14 protein-coding genes and 1 riboswitch are annotated in these 18547 nt (G+C 68.2%); of the genes, 10 read left to right on the forward strand and 4 right to left on the reverse strand.

The features are described 5' to 3' along the window. Nucleotides 1-33: 33 nt before the first annotated feature. Nucleotides 34-3480 (forward strand): LamG-like jellyroll fold domain-containing protein, encoded by a 3447-nt coding sequence (locus HKD39_RS03555; protein ID WP_171198490.1) that lies wholly within the window; start codon nt 34-36, stop codon nt 3478-3480. A gap of 176 nt (nt 3481-3656) precedes the next feature. Here HKD39_RS03555 and metB read toward each other — a convergent pair whose 3' ends face one another. Continuing rightward, nucleotides 3657-4991, reverse strand: coding sequence for a cystathionine gamma-synthase (metB, locus tag HKD39_RS03560; protein WP_171198491.1), 1335 nt, complete (start codon nt 4989-4991; stop codon nt 3657-3659). Nucleotides 4992-5114: 123 nt separating this feature from the next. Continuing rightward, nucleotides 5115-5237: riboswitch (SAM riboswitch) on the reverse strand. A 111-nt stretch (nt 5238-5348) separates the two neighbouring features. Here metB and HKD39_RS03565 point away from each other — a divergent pair. Continuing rightward, a complete protein-coding gene (locus HKD39_RS03565) occupies nt 5349-6113 on the forward strand; it encodes a DNA alkylation repair protein (RefSeq protein ID WP_212753906.1) in 765 nt (254 codons plus the stop codon). A gap of 77 nt (nt 6114-6190) precedes the next feature. Here HKD39_RS03565 and glyA read toward each other — a convergent pair whose 3' ends face one another. Further along, nucleotides 6191-7540: a serine hydroxymethyltransferase gene (gene glyA, locus HKD39_RS03570; RefSeq protein WP_171198492.1), complete on the reverse strand. Its 1350-nt coding sequence runs from the start codon at nt 7538-7540 to the stop codon at nt 6191-6193. A 341-nt stretch (nt 7541-7881) separates the two neighbouring features. On the opposite strand from glyA, the gene HKD39_RS03575 reads away from it, so the two are divergent. From HKD39_RS03575 to HKD39_RS03595, 5 genes are all read left to right on the forward strand, one after another. Next, entirely contained in the window at nt 7882-9741 is a 1860-nt protein-coding gene (locus HKD39_RS03575) for an ABC transporter substrate-binding protein (protein WP_171198493.1), read from the forward strand. A gap of 127 nt (nt 9742-9868) precedes the next feature. Then, entirely contained in the window at nt 9869-10876 is a 1008-nt protein-coding gene (locus HKD39_RS03580; RefSeq protein ID WP_171198494.1) for an ABC transporter permease, read from the forward strand. A gap of 25 nt (nt 10877-10901) precedes the next feature. Next, a complete protein-coding gene (locus tag HKD39_RS03585) occupies nt 10902-11864 on the forward strand; it encodes an ABC transporter permease subunit (RefSeq protein WP_171198921.1) in 963 nt (320 codons plus the stop codon). A gap of 17 nt (nt 11865-11881) precedes the next feature. After that, nucleotides 11882-12937, forward strand: a complete 1056-nt coding sequence (locus HKD39_RS03590) for an ABC transporter ATP-binding protein (RefSeq protein ID WP_171198495.1) — start codon at nt 11882-11884, stop codon at nt 12935-12937. Between the two features lie 206 nt (nt 12938-13143). After that, a complete protein-coding gene (locus HKD39_RS03595) occupies nt 13144-14169 on the forward strand; it encodes an oligopeptide/dipeptide ABC transporter ATP-binding protein (RefSeq protein ID WP_171198923.1) in 1026 nt (341 codons plus the stop codon). 115 nt (nt 14170-14284) lie between these two features. Here the strand turns inward: HKD39_RS03595 and HKD39_RS03600 are convergent, their stop codons facing one another. Both HKD39_RS03600 and HKD39_RS03605 read right to left on the reverse strand, forming a co-directional pair. Then, nucleotides 14285-15826, reverse strand: coding sequence for an FMN-binding glutamate synthase family protein (locus HKD39_RS03600; protein ID WP_171198496.1), 1542 nt, complete (start codon nt 15824-15826; stop codon nt 14285-14287). Nucleotides 15827-15849: 23 nt separating this feature from the next. After that, nucleotides 15850-16512, reverse strand: coding sequence for an N-acetylmuramoyl-L-alanine amidase (locus tag HKD39_RS03605; protein WP_212753908.1), 663 nt, complete (start codon nt 16510-16512; stop codon nt 15850-15852). Nucleotides 16513-16609: 97 nt separating this feature from the next. Here HKD39_RS03605 and HKD39_RS03610 point away from each other — a divergent pair, with 97 nt between their 5' ends. Genes HKD39_RS03610 through recR form a run of 3 tightly spaced genes read left to right on the forward strand, consistent with a single transcriptional unit; the run spans nt 16610 to nt 18420 of the window. Beyond that, nucleotides 16610-17254: a hypothetical protein gene (locus tag HKD39_RS03610; RefSeq protein ID WP_171198447.1), complete on the forward strand. Its 645-nt coding sequence runs from the start codon at nt 16610-16612 to the stop codon at nt 17252-17254. A gap of 54 nt (nt 17255-17308) precedes the next feature. Next, complete coding sequence (locus HKD39_RS03615; RefSeq protein ID WP_171198497.1) at nt 17309-17815, forward strand: YbaB/EbfC family nucleoid-associated protein; 507 nt, start codon at nt 17309-17311, stop codon at nt 17813-17815. A 2-nt stretch (nt 17816-17817) separates the two neighbouring features. After that, the gene (recR, locus tag HKD39_RS03620; protein ID WP_171198498.1) at nt 17818-18420 is read left to right on the forward strand and encodes a recombination mediator RecR; all 603 of its coding nucleotides are present in this window, start codon (nt 17818-17820) and stop codon (nt 18418-18420) included. Nucleotides 18421-18547 lie beyond the last annotated feature (127 nt).

Below are 18547 nucleotides of genomic sequence, written 5' to 3' on the forward strand. Positions count from 1 at the left end.
CCCCGTTACCCGACCCGAAAGGTGGAATCTCTCATGAGTGCGTCACGACCTCATCCGTCCCCGCCCGGCAGCCGGCGCCGACGAACGCTGCGGCCGGTGCTCGCCGGGCTGCTCGCGGCGAGCCTCGGCATCGCTGCGCTCGGTGCTGCCCCCGCAGCAGCCGCCGCGCCAGCGGCGCCGACATCGCTGTCGGCACAACAACAATCACCGCAAGCACAAGCGCGTTCGGAGGTGGGAACGCAGACCGACGCGCGAGGCCCGGCGCCCGCCGCGGCCACCGAGGCGCAGCCGGCGGCAGCGTCGCCAGACAGCGGCCTGCGCGGCGACTACTACCGCATCAGCAATACCGACACCTGGGAGCTGGAACCTCAGAATCTGGCGATCACCGTTGTCGATCAGGCCATCGACATCGACAACATGGTGCCGATCTACCGATCCCTGACCGGTCGGACCGACAACGTTGGGGTGCGCTGGACCGGGACCGTGACGGCGCCGGCCACCGGCGAATACACCTTCTCCGCCATCGGCGACAACGGGTTCCGGCTGTGGGTCGGTGCCGGCGCCTACTCGGGGGCGGCCGCCGACCAACTCATCGACTTCTGGGTCAACCAATGGGACATCGAGCAGACGGCGACCCGCACCGTACGGCTGGAAGCCGGTGTGCCGGTACCGATCCGGTTCGACCTGTTCCAGGCCATCGGCGGCGCCAACATTCACCTGAGTTGGCAGTCGGCCAACGCCGGTGTCGCCAAGCAGGTGGTTCCGGCCTCGGCGTTCCGGCTGCCGGACGGCTGGCGTCCGTACGGCGCGAGCGCGGAGGTCGGTGCCGACGGCAGCACCGCCGTGATCACCTTTGCCGACGGCACGGTCGGTGGTCTTGACGGGCTGGCGGATCACCTGACCGTCAGCGTCGATGGGAAGAGCTACCCGATCGCCGAGCTGGCTGCCGGTCCACAGGACGGGCAGCTGACCATCACTCTCGGAGCGCCGGTGGTCGCCGGCGCCAATGTGCGGATCGCCTACGACGGAAAGGGTTCGCTGACGTCGGGTGGCCGTCCGGCACCGGCGTTCAACCTGATGGCGAAGAACGGCTCGACCCATCGGCTCACCACGCCGTGGGCGGACGACGTCGACGCCGACCGACCGCTGCCGGAGTACCCGCGACCGCAGCTCACCCGCAGGCAGTGGCAGAACCTCAACGGCACCTGGGATTTCGTCCCGCTGGCATCCGCGGACGCGCCCCTGCCGACCAACTGGACCGGCGCGGCGAAGGTGGTGGTCCCTTACCCGATCGAGTCGCTGCTGTCGAAGGTGAACAAGCACTACGACAACTTTGCCTACCACCGCAGCTTCGTGGTGCCGCGCGGCTGGCGCGCCGGCGACCAGCGGGTGCTGCTGAACTTCGGCGCGGTCGACAACGTGACGGCGGTGCTGGTGAACGGCAAGCCGGTTGGTAGCCACACCGGCGGTTACGACTCCTTCAGCTTCGACATCACCGACGCACTGGTGGGTGGGCCGAACGAGCTGGTGGTCAGGGTCACCGACACCACCGGTGACACACCGAAGGGCAAACAGTCACGCAACCCCAGCGGCATCTTCTACACCCCGGCGTCCGGCATCTGGCAAACCGCATGGCTGGAGCCGGTTCCGGCGGCCAGCATCGACTCGCTGAAGCTGACCCCGAAGCTGTCCGACTCAGATGATGCGGTGGTGGTGAAGGCCGAATCCGCCACCGCGGACGCAAACGCCACCGTCACCGTGACCGCCTCCGACGGCAACAGCCGCGACGTCGCGACGGTGACGGGCAAGGCGAACACCGATGTGGTGCTGCCGATCAAGAACGCCAAACGGTGGACGCCGGACAGCCCGAACCTGTACAACCTGCGAGTGGTGCTCAGCTCCACCAAGGACGGCGCCACCAGCACGGACACCGTCGGCAGCTACGTCGGCCTGCGGTCGATCGACGTGCGAAAGATCAACGGCACCAACCGGATCGTGCTCAACGGCAAGCAGACCTTCCTGCTCTCGACCCTCGACCAGGGTTACTGGCCGGACGGCGTCTACACCGCGCCCACCGACCAGGCGCTGGCCTGGGACATCCAGCAGACCAAGAACCTCGGCTTCAACACCATCCGCAAGCACATCAAGGTGGAACCGGCGCGCTGGTACTACTACGCCGACCGCATCGGCATGATGGTCTGGCAGGACATGCCATCGGCCTTCACCTCGCGCAACGCCGAGTCGACCAGCAAACGCGTTACCGATCAATGGGAATCGGAACTCAGGACGATGATCGACCAGCACTCGATGTTCAGCTCGATCATCGGCTGGATACCGTTCAACGAGGGCTGGAGCGAGTGGAACCTGGACGACACCGCGCGGGTGGGTCGCAACATCAAGCAACAAGACCCGTCCAGGTTGCTCAACGTGCACTCCGGCATGAACTGCTGCCAGTCGCTCGGCGACAGCAAGGTCGGCGACATCATCGACTGGCACCAGTACACCGGTCCCGCCGCCCCCAGCCCCGACGCCACCAGGGCGGCGATCGACGGTGAACACGGCGGTTTCTCGCTGTCGGTCGCCGGCCACATCTGGCCCGGCGGCTCGGTCAACCCCTACGGCGAGGTTGGCTCGTCGAAGGAACTCACCGATGCGTACGTCGGCAACACCGCGAAGCTGATCGGCCTGGCCCGGGAGAAGTTGTCCGGTTCGGTGTACACCCAGCTGACCGACCTCGAGGGTGAGGTGAACGGCTTCTACACCTACGACAGGCGCGTCTCCAAGATGGACGAGAAGCGGGTGAGGGAGATCAATCTGGCGCTGATCGCGGCCGGTTCGGGTGCACCGGCACCGGCCGGTCAGCGGGCCCCGGTGGCCGGCTGGAACTTCGACCAGCTGTCCGGCGAGCAGAGTCCAGGCATCGGTGCAACACCGCCAGCGAAACTTGCCGGCGGCGCCGCCCTCACCCGAGGGAAGTCCGGCTCCGCGCTGCGGCTGGACGGACGCGACGATCAGGCTACCGCTACCCCGGTCGCCCTCGACACCACCGGAAACTATTCGGTGGCGGCGTGGGTGCGGGCAGACACGTTGCCCGGCAACACCTACGCCACCGCGGTCGCGACCGAGGCCTACGACGGCCGGAGCCCCTTCTTTCTCCAGTACAGCGGCCCGGCGCGGGGCTGGGCGTTCAGCATTCCGGACGGCCCGAGGGCGATCGCCCCTGGACCGGTCAGCACCGGACGCTGGTACCACCTGGTCGGCGTTCGGGACGCGGTGGCCGGAACGCTGACGCTGTACGTCGACGGTGTGAAGGCCGCCAGCGCAACAGCTTTCGGCACATCCGCCAGCACCGGAGCGGTCACCTTCGGCCGGGCGCAGTGGGACTCCGACCCTGTCGACTTCCTGGCCGGCGCGGTCGACACCGTGCGCCTGTACAACCGGGCGTTGTCCGCACCGGAGGTGGCCGCTCTGGCGGGCTGACCGCAGAATCGCAACGGCTCAATTGGCAGCGCCGACCACCGCGGGCCCAGCGCCCGCGGTGGTCGGCGCTGCGGCCCGTGCAGCAGCAGCGGCCCGCTCGGTGACCCGGTGTGGCGACGAGCGGCTCGTAGCCTGCAGCGCCGGCCGGGCGCGGGCGCACGCCCGGCGAACAGTAATCAGATCCGCAACAGTTGCGGACGCGACAGCTCGGCCTCGGTGGCGGTACCCGCGCTCGTCCCTTCGTCGACCGGCGTGCTCGTCCCGAGCCGGTCAGCCGGCGCCGGTGCGGTCGCGGCTGCCGCCCGATCGAGGGCGTCGAGCAGATCGGCAACCAGGTCTTCGGCTGCTTCGATACCGATGGAAAGACGCAGCAGGCCGTCGCCGATGCCGGCCAGCCTCCGCGCCTCGGCGGACATCGATGCGTGCGTCATGGTGGCGGGGTGCGCGACAAGGGACTCGGTGCCGCCCAACGACTCTGCCAGCGAGAAGCAGCGCAGCCCGTCCACAAAGGCGCGCACCGCGGTTTCTCCACCGGCCAGCTCGATGGAGAGCATCGCGCCGAAGCCCTGCTGTTGCCGCGCGGCAATCCGGTGGCCGGGGTGACTCACCAGCCCCGGATAGTGCACGGCGGTAACGGCAGGATGCTCACCGATCGCGGCGATCACCGCGTCGGTGTTCTCGGAATGGGCGCGCAGCCGGGTGTGCAGCGTCCGCAGGCCACGGACGGTGAGGTAGCTGTCGAACGGGGAACCGGTGAGCCCCAAGACATTTGCCCACCACGAGATCTGCTCGGCCAGTTCCGCGGTGCCGGCGACGACGGCGCCGCCCACCACGTCGGAGTGCCCGTTGATGTACTTGGTGGTGGAGTGCACCACCAGATCGGCACCGAGTTGCAGCGGCTGCTGCAACAGTGGCGAGAGGAAGGTGTTGTCCGCCACCACGATTGCCCCCGCCGCGTGCGCAGCCGCGGCGACCGCGGCAACGTCGGTGACCCGCAGCAGCGGGTTGGACGGTGTCTCCAGCCAGACCAGCACCGGGCGGTGCTGGCCGGCCAGCGCATCGGCGACCGCGTCCTGATCGCTGAAATCCACTGTCTCGACAACGAAATGCCCGCGCGCCGCCAGCGAGTCGAACAGCCGCCAGGTGCCGCCGTAACAGTCGTGCGGGATCAACACCTTGTCGCCGGGACACAACAGCGCGTTCAGACACACGGTGATAGCGCCCATTCCGGTGGCGCACACGGTGGCACCGGCCCCGCCCTCCAACGCCGTCAAGGCGTCGGCCAACACGTCGCGGGTGGGATTGCCCGAGCGGGTGTAGTCGTAACGACGCGGCTGGTCGAAACCGGCGAAGGAGTAGTTGCTCGACAGGAACAACGGCGGCGCCACCGAGCCCTGGCTGGGGTCGGAGTCGATGCCGGCCCTGATGGCCCTGGTGAGCGCACTGAGGCCACCCTGCTGTTGCGGTGCGGCGGTGGCCGGGGAGCCGGAGGTGGAGCGGGGGAGCGTCATCAGCGGTACATCGCCTTTCCCAGGTTCTCGAGCGGCCGTACCTGCCGGCGCGAGAGAGGGGAAGCGTCCAAGAACCGAAAGAGCTTGCGGTGGCGGCGATCCGCGAACGGCCCGTCTACCGCAATTCCATCTTCCGGCCGTGGAAACATCCGCACGCCGCAGGATTTGGCACCTTTCCCGCGGGTTACCCCTCGGCAGGCTGCCCCGGCTTCAACGGGCCTGTCCCTCTGCCGGTCTTGATGGATTTCGTCGCCGACCATACCCGACCGGCCCCTGGCGCTGTCCAACCATCGACAACGTGTTCTCACATGCTGGTACGCGGTGGTCGGAATCAACGATCGGATTAGAGTGCTGCGGGTGACGGGCGATGGTGACCTGACTCGGAGTGCCGGCCCGCTGGCCGCGCAGGTGCGCGCTGCCATCGCGGCGCACGCCGATCCTGCCCGCGCCGAGCAGCAGCGGGCCTACATGAAGTCGGCGATGCCGTACTGGGGCGTGCCGAACCCGGTGCTGCGCACGGCCCTCAAGCCGCTGCTGGCTTGTTTCGCTCCCAGCTCGCGGGCGGAGTGGCAGGCGGGGGTCCGAGCCATCTGGGACGGGGCCGGCCATCGCGAGGAGCGTTACGCCGCCATCGCTTTCGCCAGGCACCCCAGTGCCGAACGCTGGCAGGACGCTGCGGCGCTGCCGCTGTACCGGCAGCTGATCGTCACCGGCGCATGGTGGGATTTCGTCGACGAGATCGCCGCGCACCTGGTCGGTACCGCGCTGCGCGAAGACCCGGCGGCGGTGCGCCCCGTCGTCGAACGGTGGGCGAGCGACCCGGAGCTGTGGCTGCGCCGCACCGCCATCCTTGCGCAACTCCGCCATCGCGAGCGCACCGACCGGAAACTATTGCGGCACGCCATCATTGCCAACCTCGGCGACGACTCGTTCTGGATCCGCAAGGCCATCGGTTGGGCGCTGCGCGAGTACGCCAAGACCGACCCGGCGTGGGTGCGCGCCGAGGTCGACCGGCTCAGCACCCGCTCCGGCCCGGCCAAGCCCGGACGGGCCGCACCGGCCACGCTGTCGCCGCTGTCCCGGCGCGAGGCACTCAAGAACCTGCCGGCCGACCCGCCCTGACCGCGCCACCGGCCGCCGCCGGCCGTCGCTGAACCCAGCAGCACCGAATCGACCGGGCACCGGTCTGCCGGAACCGGCTACAGATTGGGGTACAGCGGGAACTTGTCGGCGATCGCCGTCACCCGGGCCCGCAACGGGCCGGCCACCGCGGTGTCCAGTTCGCCCGGCGGCGCCTTCAGCGCCTCGGCGATGATGTCGGCCACCTCGGCGAACGCCGCAGCGTCCAACCCGCGAGTGGCCAGCGCCGGGGTGCCGATGCGCAGACCCGACGTCACCATCGGCGGGCGCGGATCGAACGGCACCGCATTGCGGTTCACCGTGATGCCGATGGAATGCAGCCGATCCTCGGCCTGCTTGCCGGTCAGCTCCGAGTCGCGCAGATCCACCAGCACCAGGTGCACGTCGGTGCCGCCGGTGAGCACCTGCACACCGGCGTCGGCCACGTCGGCCTGCGACAAACGGTCCGCCAGTGCCGCGGCCCCGGCCACCGTGCGCTGCGCCCGCTCGGTGAACGACGGATCGGCCGCCATCTTGAACGCCACCGCCTTCGCCGCGATGACGTGCTCGAGCGGGCCGCCCTGCTGCCCGGGGAACACCGCAGAGTTGATCTTCTTCGCCAGGTCGGCGTCGTTGCTGAGGATGACGCCGCCGCGCGGGCCGCCAAGGGTCTTGTGCGTCGTCGTTGTGGTGACGTGGGCATGCGGCACCGGCGACGGGTGCAGCCCGGTCGCCACCAGCCCGGCGAAGTGCGCCATGTCCACCAGCAGATAGGCGCCCACCTCGTCGGCGATCTCCCGGAACGCAGCGAAGTCCAGCTGCCGCGGGTAGGCCGACCAACCGGCGATGATCAGCTTGGGCTTGTGGTCGCGAGCCATCTTGGCCACCGCTTCCATATCCACCCTGTGGTCTTCTTTGGACACCTCGTACGCGACGGCGTTGTACAGCAACCCGGAGAAGTTGATCTTCATGCCGTGCGTCAGGTGACCGCCGTGCGCCAGCGACAGCCCGAGGATGGTGTCACCCGGTTTGATCAGCGCCTGCATGGCCGCGGCGTTGGCCTGGGCGCCGGAATGCGGCTGCACGTTGGCGTAACCGGCACCGAACAGCGACTTGATCCGGGAGATCGCCAGCCGCTCGATCTCGTCGACGAACTCGCAGCCGCCGTAGTAGCGGCGGCCGGGGTAGCCCTCGGCGTACTTGTTGGTCAGCACGCTGCCTTGGGCCTGCATGGCGGAGACCGGGGCGAAGTTTTCGCTGGCGATCATCTCGAGGGTGGACTGCTGGCGGTTCAGCTCCTGCCCGATCAATGCCGACACCTGCGGGTCCGCCTGCGCCAGCGATGCGTCGAGCCCTGGCCACGGGGCGTCGGTGGAGCCCTCCGGGCCCGGTGCGGTGGTGCTGGAATTGTCGGCTGTCGAAGTCGTCATGTGCGTTTCTCCTGGTCAGAGCCTGCAGATCGGGTCTTGGCTTGGGGCGGACGTCGGATTGCTCGGACACCGCCGCCGGGGCCGGGCTCGGCTTCACCGGGGCGAGAAGCTGCCAGCTGAGCGTCGAGAAGCTGCCAGCGAGGAGGCGCTGGAGGTGACCGTGGGCAGCCGCCGCAACTCATCGTAACGATCGGATGACACGGACGGCCGGGGGTAGGCAGGTGCCGGGTTGCCCACTAGGTTGAGCGAATCTCCGCGGCTGTCGGTGCCGCCTGATACGGCACCGACGGATGCCCGGATGTGCGTCCGGGCAGCGCGGAACCAAACCGAATGGAGGAAGCATGTCTGTGCGTCGACGGCGGCTCACCGCGGTGGGCATTGCTGCCGCATTGGCGGTCACCACCGCTGCCTGTGCTCAGTCCGATCGCGGCAGCGATTCGAATAGCAACGCAAACACCACTCAAGACACCGGTAACGCCGGAGCTGCCGGCGAGTCCGGTCCCGCCGGGACCCCGGCTGCAGGTTCCGGTGCCGCAGGTTCCGGTGCCGCCGGTTCCGGGGCAGCGGGCGGCGCCGCCCCCAGCGGATCCGGCGGCGCGGCAGCGCCCGCCGACATTCCGGCGAACGCCGACCTCAACGCCACCTTCACCTTTGCCGCCGCCGGCGCTCCCGAGATGTTCGACCCGCTGTACGGCACCGACGGTGAGACGTTCCGCCCTGCCCGGATGATGTTCGAGGGTCTGGTGCGCTCCAAGCCGGGTACCGCCGACCTTGAGCCTCAGCTGGCCGAGTCGTACACCTCCAGCCCCGACGGTCTCACCTGGACCTTCAAGATCCGCAAGGGCGTGACCTTCTCCGACGGCACCCCGCTGAACGCCGAGGCCGTCTGCTACAACCTCGACCGGATGTACTCGCAGACCGGCGCCGGTGCGGTGCAGGCCGAGTACTGGTCGAGCAACATGGGCGGCTTCAAGGGGCAGAAGGACTCGGCCGGCAAAGAAGTTCCGTCCATCTACAAGTCCTGCAAGGCCGATGGCGACAATGCGGTGATCACCATCAACCGGTTCACCTCGAAGTTCCCGGCCATCCTGAGCTTGCCGTCGTACTCGATCCAGTCGCCGACCGCGCTGAAGAAGTACAAGGCCAACGACGTCAAGCAATCCGGCGAGGCGTTCACCTACCCGGCCTACGCCACCGCCCACCCGACTGGTACCGGTCCGATGCTGTTCCAGGCCTACGACCGCACCAACGGCACCATCACGCTGGTGCGCAACGAGAAGTACTGGGGCCCCAAGGCCACCGTAGCCAAGCTGGTCTTCAAGATCATCCCGGACGAGACCGCCCGCAAGCAGGCGCTGCAGGCCGGCACCATCCAGGGCTACGACCTGCCGAACCCGGCCGACTGGGACTCGCTGAAGGAGTCGGCAAACCTGTTGATTCGCCCGGCGTTCAACATCATGTACCTGGGCTTCGACTTCAAGAACAACAAGGCGCTGCAGGATCTCAAGGTGCGCCAGGCGATCGCCTACGCGCTCAACCGGGAAGACTTTGTCGCCTCCCAGCTGCCGGAGGGCGCCGAGGTGGCGCAGGAGTGGTACCCGAAGACGGTTGACGGCTGGACCCCGGACGTGCAGCAGTATCCGTACGACCCGGAGAAGGCCAAGCAGCTGCTCGCCGAGGCCGGGCAGCAGAACTTGACGCTGAACTTCTGGTGGCCGACCGAGGTGACCCGCCCGTACATGCCGAACCCGAAGGACGTGTTCACCTCGTTCTCGCAGGATCTCGAGGCAGTGGGCATCAAGCTGAACGTCACCTCCAAACCGTGGAACGGTGGCTACCTCGACGGGGTGACCGCACGCAAGCCCGACCTGTTCCTGTTGGGCTGGACCGGCGACTACAACACCCCTGACAACTTCATCGGCAGCTTCTTCTCCTCCGAGTCCAACGACTTCGCGACTTTCGAAACCCCGTGGGGCAAGACGTTCGACCAGGAGATCGCCGACGCCGACTCGATTCCCGACAAGGCCAAGCGGGACGCTGCCTACGTCGCGTTGAACAAGAAGATCATGAGCGAATACATGCCGGGGGTGCCGATCTCGTCGTCGCCGCCGGCACTGGTGGTGGCCAAGAACGTCAGCGGTATCGTGCCGTCGCCGCTGACCGACGAGGACTACACCCACGCCATCATCACCAAGGGCTAGTACCTGAACAGCGCCGGGACCGGGCGGATGTGCTGCAGCGCTTGCAGTCTCCGCCCGGTCCGGTCGCCCGGCCCAGCAGCTGCTGGGCTCCCTTGGTCGGGTAAGGCTGACGAAAGAGGTCGCCGGTTTGCTCAGATACATCGTGCGACGACTGGCCCAGCTGGTCGTGGTGCTCCTCATCCTTTCGCTGCTGCTGTTCTTCTGGCTCCGGCTGCTGCCGGGCGGCCCGGACAGCGCCATCTGCGGCGAACGCTGCACCCCGGAGCAGCGGACCGCGCTGCGCTCCGCCATGGGGCTGGACCAGCCGATCTGGACCCAGTACCTGAAGTACCTCGGCCGCATCGTTCAGGGCGACTTCGGTACCTCCGGTTTCGTCGAACCCGGCGTTCCTGCCCTTGAGGTGTTCTGGCACCGGCTGCCGGCCACCATCGAGTTGACGATCGCCGCGCTGATCTTCGCGCTGGTGCTGGCGATCCCGCTCGGCTACTTCGCCGCCCGGCGGAAAGGCAGCCTGCTGGACAGCACGGGCGTTGTGGTCTCGCTGCTCGGCGTTGCCGTCCCCGTCTTCTTCCTTGCGTACCTGTTGAAGTTCGTCTTTGCCGTCAAGCTGCACTGGCTGCCCGACAGTGGCCGGCAGGGCGACATCAACGCCACCAGGGTCACCGGCTTCTTCGTCCTCGACGGGTTGATCACCAGGGAATGGGACGCCGCCTGGGACGCCCTCAAACACCTGATTCTGCCGGCGATCGCGCTCGGCTTCATTCCGTTCGCGGTGATCTTCCGGATCACCCGCGGCAGCGTGATCGACGTGCAGAACGAGGACTACGTGCGCACCGCGGAGTCGAAAGGCCTTACCACCTCGGTGATCCGGCGCCGCCACATCCTGCGCAATGCGATGCTGCCGGTAGTGACCGTCACCGGGCTCCAAGTCGGCGCGTTACTGGCCGGCGCGGTGCTCACCGAGACCGTCTTTGCCTATCCGGGCCTCGGCCAAGCCACCCAGATCGCCTTCCAGAACCGCGATTACGCGATGCTGCAGATCTTGGTGCTGGCCTCCGCCGTCACCTACATGCTGGTGAACCTGGTGGTCGACCTGTCGTACGCGCTCATCGATCCGCGCATCAGAACGCGATGAAAGGGGAGGTGAGCACATCATGGTGATGGACCGTAAGAAGGAGCGGATCGACGCGCTGGCCGCCAGCGGCGGGTCGGCGTCGACCGCGCTGCTCGACTCCGAGGACGCCAAATCGGGTGGCGGCTCCATCATTGCCGACGCTTGGCGGCGGCTGCGGGTGTCTCCGGTTTTCTGGGTCGGCGCGATTATCGTGCTGCTATTCCTGCTGTTGGCGATCTTTGCCGATCTGATTGCCCCGCACGACCCCGGACAGCTGTTGCTGCGCAGCCAGACCCGGCTGTCGCGCAACCAGCTGGCTCCCCCGCAGCCGGGCTTTCCGCTCGGTGGCGACCTGTTGGGCCGTGACGAGTTCTCCCGGTTGGTGCTCGGTAGCCGGCAGACGCTGCTGGTCGGCGTCTTCGCCACCGCCATCGGCCTGGCCGGCGGGATGATTCTCGGCACCCTTGCGGGCGCCTTCGGCGGGGTCGTTGACACCGTTGTGATGCGGGTCGTGGACGTGATGCTCTCCATTCCCGGTCTGCTGCTGGCGATCTCCATTGCCGCTCTGTTCACCACCCCGAGTCAATGGAGTGTGATCATCGCGGTGGCGGTGGTGCAGATACCTGTGTTCGCCCGGTTGCTGCGCGGCCAGATGCTGGCACAACGCGGCACCGACCACGTGCTGGCCGCGCGGGCACTTGGGGTGCGGAGGGCACCGATCGTCTTCCGGCACATGCTGCCGAATTCGATGAGCCCGGTGATCGTCCAGGCCACCGTGGTGGTGGCCGTCAGCATCATCGACGCGGCGGCACTGTCCTTCCTCGGCCTAGGGTCACAGGACGTCGCGACTCCGGAGTGGGGTCAGATGCTCGGTGAGGCGCAGCAAAAGATCGACTCCTACCCGGCGCTGGCGTTCTGGCCGGCCGGCTGCATTGTGGTGGTAGCACTGGGATTCACGCTGCTCGGCGAATCGTTGCGGGAAGCTCTCGACCCGAAGAACCGCCGATGACGAAGGGACGCTGAGCGATGGCTTTGCTTTCGGTCCAAGACCTTTCGGTCAAGTTCAAGCGCCGCGGGTTGGCGCCGTTCGACGCCGTCGACGGTGTCAGCTTCGACGTGGAGGCTGGCAAGATCGTCGGCCTGGTCGGTGAGTCCGGCAGTGGCAAGTCGGTGACCAGCCTTGCCATCATGCGACTGCTGCCCAAGCGCGGCAACACGATCGGCGGGGTCGTCGACTTCGACGGCACCGATCTGCTGCGCATCCCGATGTCGCAAATGCGGGACAAACGCGGCGCCGACCTGGCGATGATCTTCCAAGACCCGCTGTCCAGCCTGAACCCGGTGGTGCCCATCGGTTTGCAGATCACCGAGGTGCTCAAGCGGCATCGCGGCATGCGCGGCGCCGCGGCCGAGAACGAGGCGAGAGATCTGCTCGATCAGGTCGGCATTCCCGACCCCACCCGCCGGCTGCACGAGTACGCGCATCAGCTCTCCGGCGGCATGCGGCAGCGCGCCATGATCGCGATGGCGCTGGCGTGCCGGCCGCGGCTGCTGATCGCGGACGAGCCCACTACCGCCCTCGACGTCACCATCCAGGCGCAGATCCTTTCGCTGCTGGACACTCTGGTGCACGAGCACGGCACCGCGATGATCATGATCACCCACGATCTCGGGGTGGTCGCCGGGCTGTGTGACGAGGTGAACGTGATGTACGCGGGGCGGACCGTTGAGCGCGCCGATCGCTACGAGATCTACGCCCACCCGCAACATCCGTACACCAACGGGCTGTTGGCGTCGATCCCGCGGTTGGACTCCCCGCCGGGCGAACGGTTGCACCCGGTGCCCGGTTCGGTCTCGGACAACATCCCCTGGGCCTCGGCGTGCGCGTTCGCGCCCCGTTGCAGCAATGCCATCGGCGACTGCCGGCAGCAGTCGCCGGAGTTCAAGCCGGCGCCAGTGGGACGAGATCACCTGCTGCGGTGCTTCAACCCTGTTGAGCCGGAGGCGGTCGGCGCCGCCGCGGTGCAACAGATGGCAACCTCGCCGATCCCCCCGCCGTCGAACAAGGAACAGCTGTCGTGACCGAACCGCAGTCACCGCAAGAAGTCCCAGATCGCGATCGGGACAGCGAGGTTGAGGCCGTGGAGTCGCATGAACCGACGCAGCAGCAGCGGATCAAGGATCTGCACGTCACCGACCTCGGCGAGACCGAGGCGGCCAGCGAGGCCGAGATCGAGGCGGGCGAGGCCGGGGCGGCTGAAGCCTCGGCAGCGACGGCGGGCGAGGACGTGCTGCTCGAGGTGAACAACCTCAAGGTGCACTTCCCGATCAAACGAGGCGTGTTGTTCGACCGCACCGTCGGTTACGTGTACGCGGTTGACGGGGTGTCGCTGGCCATCAAACCAGGCGAGACCTATGGCCTTGTCGGCGAATCTGGTTGCGGCAAAACCACTCTCGGCCGGGGCATTCTGCGGCTGGAGGAGCCAACCGAGGGGCAGGTGCTGTTCGGTGGCACCGACATCGCCTCGCTCACCGGTGAGGCGCTGCGCAAGGAACGGCGCCGGATGCAGATGGTGTTCCAGGACCCGCTGGGCTCACTGGATCCGCGGCAGACCGTTGAATCCATTCTGCTGGAAGGCATGCGCGCCCACGGGTTGGTCAAGGACAAGGCCCAGGCCAACGCTAGGTTGCGGCAGCTGCTGTCCGACGTCGGCCTGCCGGCCAACTCGCTGCGCAAGTATCCGCACGAGTTCTCCGGCGGCCAGCGCCAGCGCATCGGCATCGCGAGGGCGTTGAGTGTCGACCCTGAGCTGATCGTCGCCGACGAACCCGTCTCGGCGCTGGACGTTTCGGTGCAGGCTCAGGTGCTGAACCTGCTCGCTGACCTGCAGTCCGAGCGCGGGCTCACCTACATCGTGATCGCCCACGATCTTGCGGTGGTGCGGCACATCTCGGACCGGGTCGGGGTGATGTACCTCGGCTCGCTGGTGGAGGAAGCTCCCTCCATCGACATCTACGCCGAGCCGTTGCACCCGTACACCCGCGCGCTGATGTCGGCCGTACCGGTGCCCGATCCGGTGCTGGAGGACACCAGGGAACGGATTGTGCTGCGTGGCGACCTGCCGTCTCCGGTGAACCCGCCGTCCGGCTGTCGGTTCCACACCCGCTGCCCGTGGCGCCAGCCCACCCTGTGCGACACCGAGCGGCCGGTGCTCACCGAGCTCAAGCCCGGCCACCGGGTCGCGTGCCACTACGCCGCCGAGATCGCTTCGGGGGAGCTCAAACCCAATGCGGAGCAGCTGGAACTGGTCTGAACCGGCCCGGGCCGTGCGTCGTCCGGTACCAAGGCGACGCGACGGTCCGATGCCACAGCCGTTTGCGTTGTGGACCGCGCTCAGCCACTGGATGGTCAGGCGGTGTGAGCAGCGATCAGCTGCCGGGGATGGTCATGGCATCGAGCAGGGCAGCCCGATCGGCGGCGGACGGCAGTCCCCAGGTGGGCTGGTAGCCGTGCACCACGTGCAGCGGGGTGCTGCGGCTCTCGCCGTCCATCAGCTCGATGTCGGTGATCGGGATCAGCGCGGGGTGGGCCACCCCGCAGGCCTCAGCCACCTTGACCAGATCCCGGCGCAGCGCCTTGAGATAGTTGGCCACCCGCACCGACTTGTCGGCCGGGTCCAAACCGCGCTGCAGCCAACGGTTCTGGGTGGCTACGCCGGTGGGGCAGTGGTCGGTGTGGCAGCGCTGCGCCTGGATGCAGCCGATCGCCATCATCGCTTCGCGGCCGACGTTGATCATGTCCGCCCCGAGCGCCAGCGCCACCACCGCATTGGCAGGCAGACCGAGCTTGCCCGACCCGATGAACGTCACTCGGTCGGTGATGCCGGCCTCGGCGAACGTCCGGTACACCCGGGCGAACCCGGTGCGGAACGGCAACGAGACGGTGTCGGTGAAAACCAGTGGGGCGGCGCCGGTTCCGCCCTCGCCGCCGTCGATGGTGATGAAGTCGACGCCGCGCCGGCCGTCCTGCATGGCGGCGGCGAGTTGCTGCCAGAACTCCAGATCGCCGACGGCCGACTTGATCCCGACCGGCAGCCCGGTCTCGGCGGCCAGCAGCTCGACCCAATCCAGCAACTCGTCGACGGTGCCGAACTCGGTGTGTCGGGACGGGCTGGCGCAGTCCATTCCCGGGGCGATGCCGCGGATCCGGGCGATCTCATCGGTCACCTTGGCGGCGGGCAGCATGCCGCCGAGCCCCGGCTTGGCCCCCTGCGACAGCTTGACTTCGAGAGCGCGCACCGGCGCCGACGCCACCAGGTCCTTGAGCCGCTGCAGGTCGAACCGGCCGGCCTGGTCGCGGCAGCCGAAGTAGGCGGTGCCGATCTGGAACACCAGATCGCCGCCCTGCCGGTGGTACGGGGCCAGCGCTCCTTCGCCGGTGTCCTGCAGGCAGCCGGCCAGCCGGGCACCGGTGTTCAACGCGGTCACCGCCGCACCCGACAGCGACCCGAAGCTCATCCCGGAAATGTTGACGATCGATTGCGGGCGAAACGCTTTCGCCCGGCCGCGCGGACCGCCGAGCACCTTGGCCGATGGCAGAACCACGTTCTCGTCGGTGTGCTGAGCGGTGTCGGGGCCGATCGGAGACAGGGTGCGGTGCTTGATGATCGGGTAGCCGGCCAGGTACTCGACGTCGCAGTCGGTGCCGAACCCGAAGTAGCTGTTCTCCAGCTTGGAGGAGGAGTAGATCCAGCGCCGCTGGTCGCGGCTGAACGGGCGTTCCTCGTCGTTGCCGGCGACGATGTACTGCCGGAGTTCAGGGCCGAGCTTCTCCAGCAGATAGCGCAGATGCCCGACGACGGGGAAGTTCCGCAGCACGGCATGCTTGCGCTGGGAAACATCGTGCGCGGCAACAGCTGCCGCGGCCGCGACCGGTGCCGCGGCGATCTTCGCCGCCCTGGACAAGCGCATAGCTGGGAACTATGGCAGCAGGGTCACTGGCCGATCAAGTACTTGATGGTGCCCTTGGCGATCGCGTCGGCCAGGGCACTCTGGTTCGCCTCCGACGTCATGATCCTGGCGTCGGTCGCGTTCGACATGTTGCCCAGCTCTAGCAGCACCGTCGGCACCGTTGACAGGTTCAGGCCGGCAAGGTCGCTGCGGGTGAGGATGCCGTTCTCGCCGATGTAGTCGGCGGTCGACATGACGCCGGAGGCGCTGATCGCGGCATTGAGATCCCTGGCCAGCCGCAGCGACTGTCCCGCCACCTTGGCGCCGCCGGGAGCGCCCTCGGCCAGGCTGGAGTAGAAGCCGTTACCCTGCTGGTTCTCGGTGCTGTCGCCGTGGATGGAGATCACCGCGGCCGGGTTGGCGTCGTTGCCGATCTGTGCCCGCTTGTCGACGCACGGGCCGACCCCGTCGTTGGAGTCGCGGGTCATGACAACGGTGATGCCCTTGGCCTGCAACTGATCCTTCAGCCTGTTGGCGACGTTCCAGTTGAAGGTGTACTCGGGGTAGCCGCCCGCGGTTTGCGTGCCGGTGGTGTTGCAGTCCTTCGTTGTGCCGTTACCAGCCGGCACCTGCTGCTTGATGATGTCCGGGTTGAACTGGTTGGCACCGTTGTGCCCCGGATCGATCACCACCACCTTCTTGGTCATCCTCGACCCCATGGCGGCGCCGCCGTCGGAGTTGCCCTGCGCCGTAGTGGGTCCGGCGTTGCCGCCGCCGGCATCGCCGCCTGAGGCGGGTTTGCTCGTGGTGGTTTTCGCACTGGTCGCCGACCCGGTGCCGTCACCGGAGTGGTCCTCGCTGCCGGTGGTGGACGCTGTCTCGCCCGTGGTGCGGGCGCCGGATGACTTGCTGGACGTCGCGCCGGTGGTCTTGTCCGACGCCGACTCGGAGGAGCGGGACGAGGTGGCGGACGGGGCCGAGCTGGACGGCTTCGCGGTTGACGAAGCCCCTGACGATGACGCCGGCGACGCCGACGAAACCGATGACGAAGCTGGTGCGGAGGATGCAGCCGCGGACGACGCCGGGGCGGATGAGCTGGGAGCCGACGAGCTGGGCGCGGACGCCGCACCGCTGATCGGGAGCGTGACCTGGGCGCTCGGCGGCGCCGCACTCGGACCGGCCGGGCTGCTCTGCGTCGCCGGAGACGGACTCGACACGTCGGAAGCGGGCGAGCTGCCGCAGGCCGTGAGCACCAGCGCGGCGGCGGCGAGTGCGGCACCCGTCGCCGCGAGCCGGCGCCGCGACCCGGAGCGCGCTGCCCTGCCGGGTTGGGGCCGATCGGGCCGAGCGGGTGCGGAAGCGGAGCGCGAGCGGGCATGCATAGGACCAACAGTGCCAAACAAACCCGCCGGAGCTCGGTCAACACGTCGGGGCGGGGCACACCAGTAACCTGAATTCGCATCCCGGAAACCCTCCGGGCCGGCCCCGTCGTCAGGAGAACCCATGCAGCCAGGAATGCCCGATCTGGGCCAGATCATGCAGCAGGCGCAGCAGCTGCAGCAGGCGATGGAGCAGGCCAAGGCGTCGCTGGCGGACGAGCAGATCACCGGCAGTGCCGGCAGCGGTCTGGTCACCGCCGTCGTCACCGGCGAGGGTGAGCTGGCCAGCGTCACCATCGATCCCAAAGCCGTCGACCCTGACGATGTGGAGACTCTCGGCGACCTCGTCGTCGCCGCGGTGCGCGATGCCAACCGGCAGGCGCAGGAACGCGCCCAGCAGCTGATGAGCCAGGCCGCCGGAGGTTTCGACCTCGGCTCGCTCGGGCTCGGCGACCTCGACCCGGCCGCGGCCGGGGCGCCCGGCTCCGCGGTGATCGACGCCGGCGGCGCGGCCGAGCTGGGTGGCGCGGTGCCGGGTCAGCCGGCCCCCGGCCAGCCCGCATCCGGCCAGTCCGCACCCGGCACCGACTCCGCCCGCGGCGGCGCACCGGGCACCGGGAGTAGGGACTGACGTTGTACGAAGGTCCCGTTCAGGAGCTGATCGACGAACTCGGCCGGCTCCCTGGCGTCGGCCCGAAATCCGCTCAGCGCATCGGGTTTCACCTGCTCACCGTCGATCCGGCCGACATCGACCGGCTGGTCACCGCGCTGCGCAGGGTGAAGGACGAGGTCAAGTTCTGCACGGTCTGCGGCAACGTCGCCGAGGGTGAGCTGTGCAAGGTGTGCGGCGACCAGCGCCGCGACGCCGGTCTGATCTGCGTGGTGGAGGAGTCCAAGGACGTCGCCGCGATCGAGCGCACCCGCGAGTTCCGCGGCCGCTACCACGTACTCGGCGGTGCCATCTCGCCGATCGACGGCATCGGGCCCGATCAGCTGCGCATCGCAGAGCTGTTGAAACGGATCGCCGAACCCGGCGTCAGCGAGGTGATTCTGGCGACCGACCCCAACCTCGAGGGCGAGGCCACCGCCACCTATCTGGTGCGGCTGCTGCGCACCTTCCCCGACCTCACCGTCACCAGGCTGGCGTCCGGGCTGCCGGTGGGCGGCGACCTTGAGTACGCCGACGAGGTGACGCTGGGTCGCGCGTTCTCCGGTCGCCGCGCCGTCGACGCCTGAGTTTGCCGCTGGTCGCGCCCCGGCGGGTAGCGGCGGCGGGGTCCGGCCGCCGGCCGCCTGCGTCCATCGGTCAAGATGGAACGGTGACGGAGCACACCGCGAATCCACCGCAACCAGCGCAGGGCCA

Source organism: Nakamurella aerolata, from assembly GCF_013002705.1.
Classification (GTDB): domain Bacteria; phylum Actinomycetota; class Actinomycetes; order Mycobacteriales; family Nakamurellaceae; genus Nakamurella; species Nakamurella aerolata.

Coding starts and splice junctions, on each gene's coding strand:
- HKD39_RS03555 (WP_171198490.1), top strand. CDS start 34: ATGAGTGCGTCACGACCTCATCCGTCCCCGCCCGGCAGCCGGCGCCGA.
- metB (WP_171198491.1), bottom strand. CDS start 4,991: ATGACGCTCCCCCGCTCCACCTCCGGCTCCCCGGCCACCGCCGCACCG.
- glyA (WP_171198492.1), bottom strand. CDS start 7,540: ATGACGACTTCGACAGCCGACAATTCCAGCACCACCGCACCGGGCCCG.
- HKD39_RS03575 (WP_171198493.1), top strand. CDS start 7,882: ATGTCTGTGCGTCGACGGCGGCTCACCGCGGTGGGCATTGCTGCCGCA.
- HKD39_RS03585 (WP_171198921.1), top strand. CDS start 10,902: ATGGACCGTAAGAAGGAGCGGATCGACGCGCTGGCCGCCAGCGGCGGG.
- HKD39_RS03590 (WP_171198495.1), top strand. CDS start 11,882: ATGGCTTTGCTTTCGGTCCAAGACCTTTCGGTCAAGTTCAAGCGCCGC.
- HKD39_RS03600 (WP_171198496.1), bottom strand. CDS start 15,826: ATGCGCTTGTCCAGGGCGGCGAAGATCGCCGCGGCACCGGTCGCGGCC.
- HKD39_RS03605 (WP_212753908.1), bottom strand. CDS start 16,512: ATGACCAAGAAGGTGGTGGTGATCGATCCGGGGCACAACGGTGCCAAC.
- HKD39_RS03615 (WP_171198497.1), top strand. CDS start 17,309: ATGCAGCCAGGAATGCCCGATCTGGGCCAGATCATGCAGCAGGCGCAG.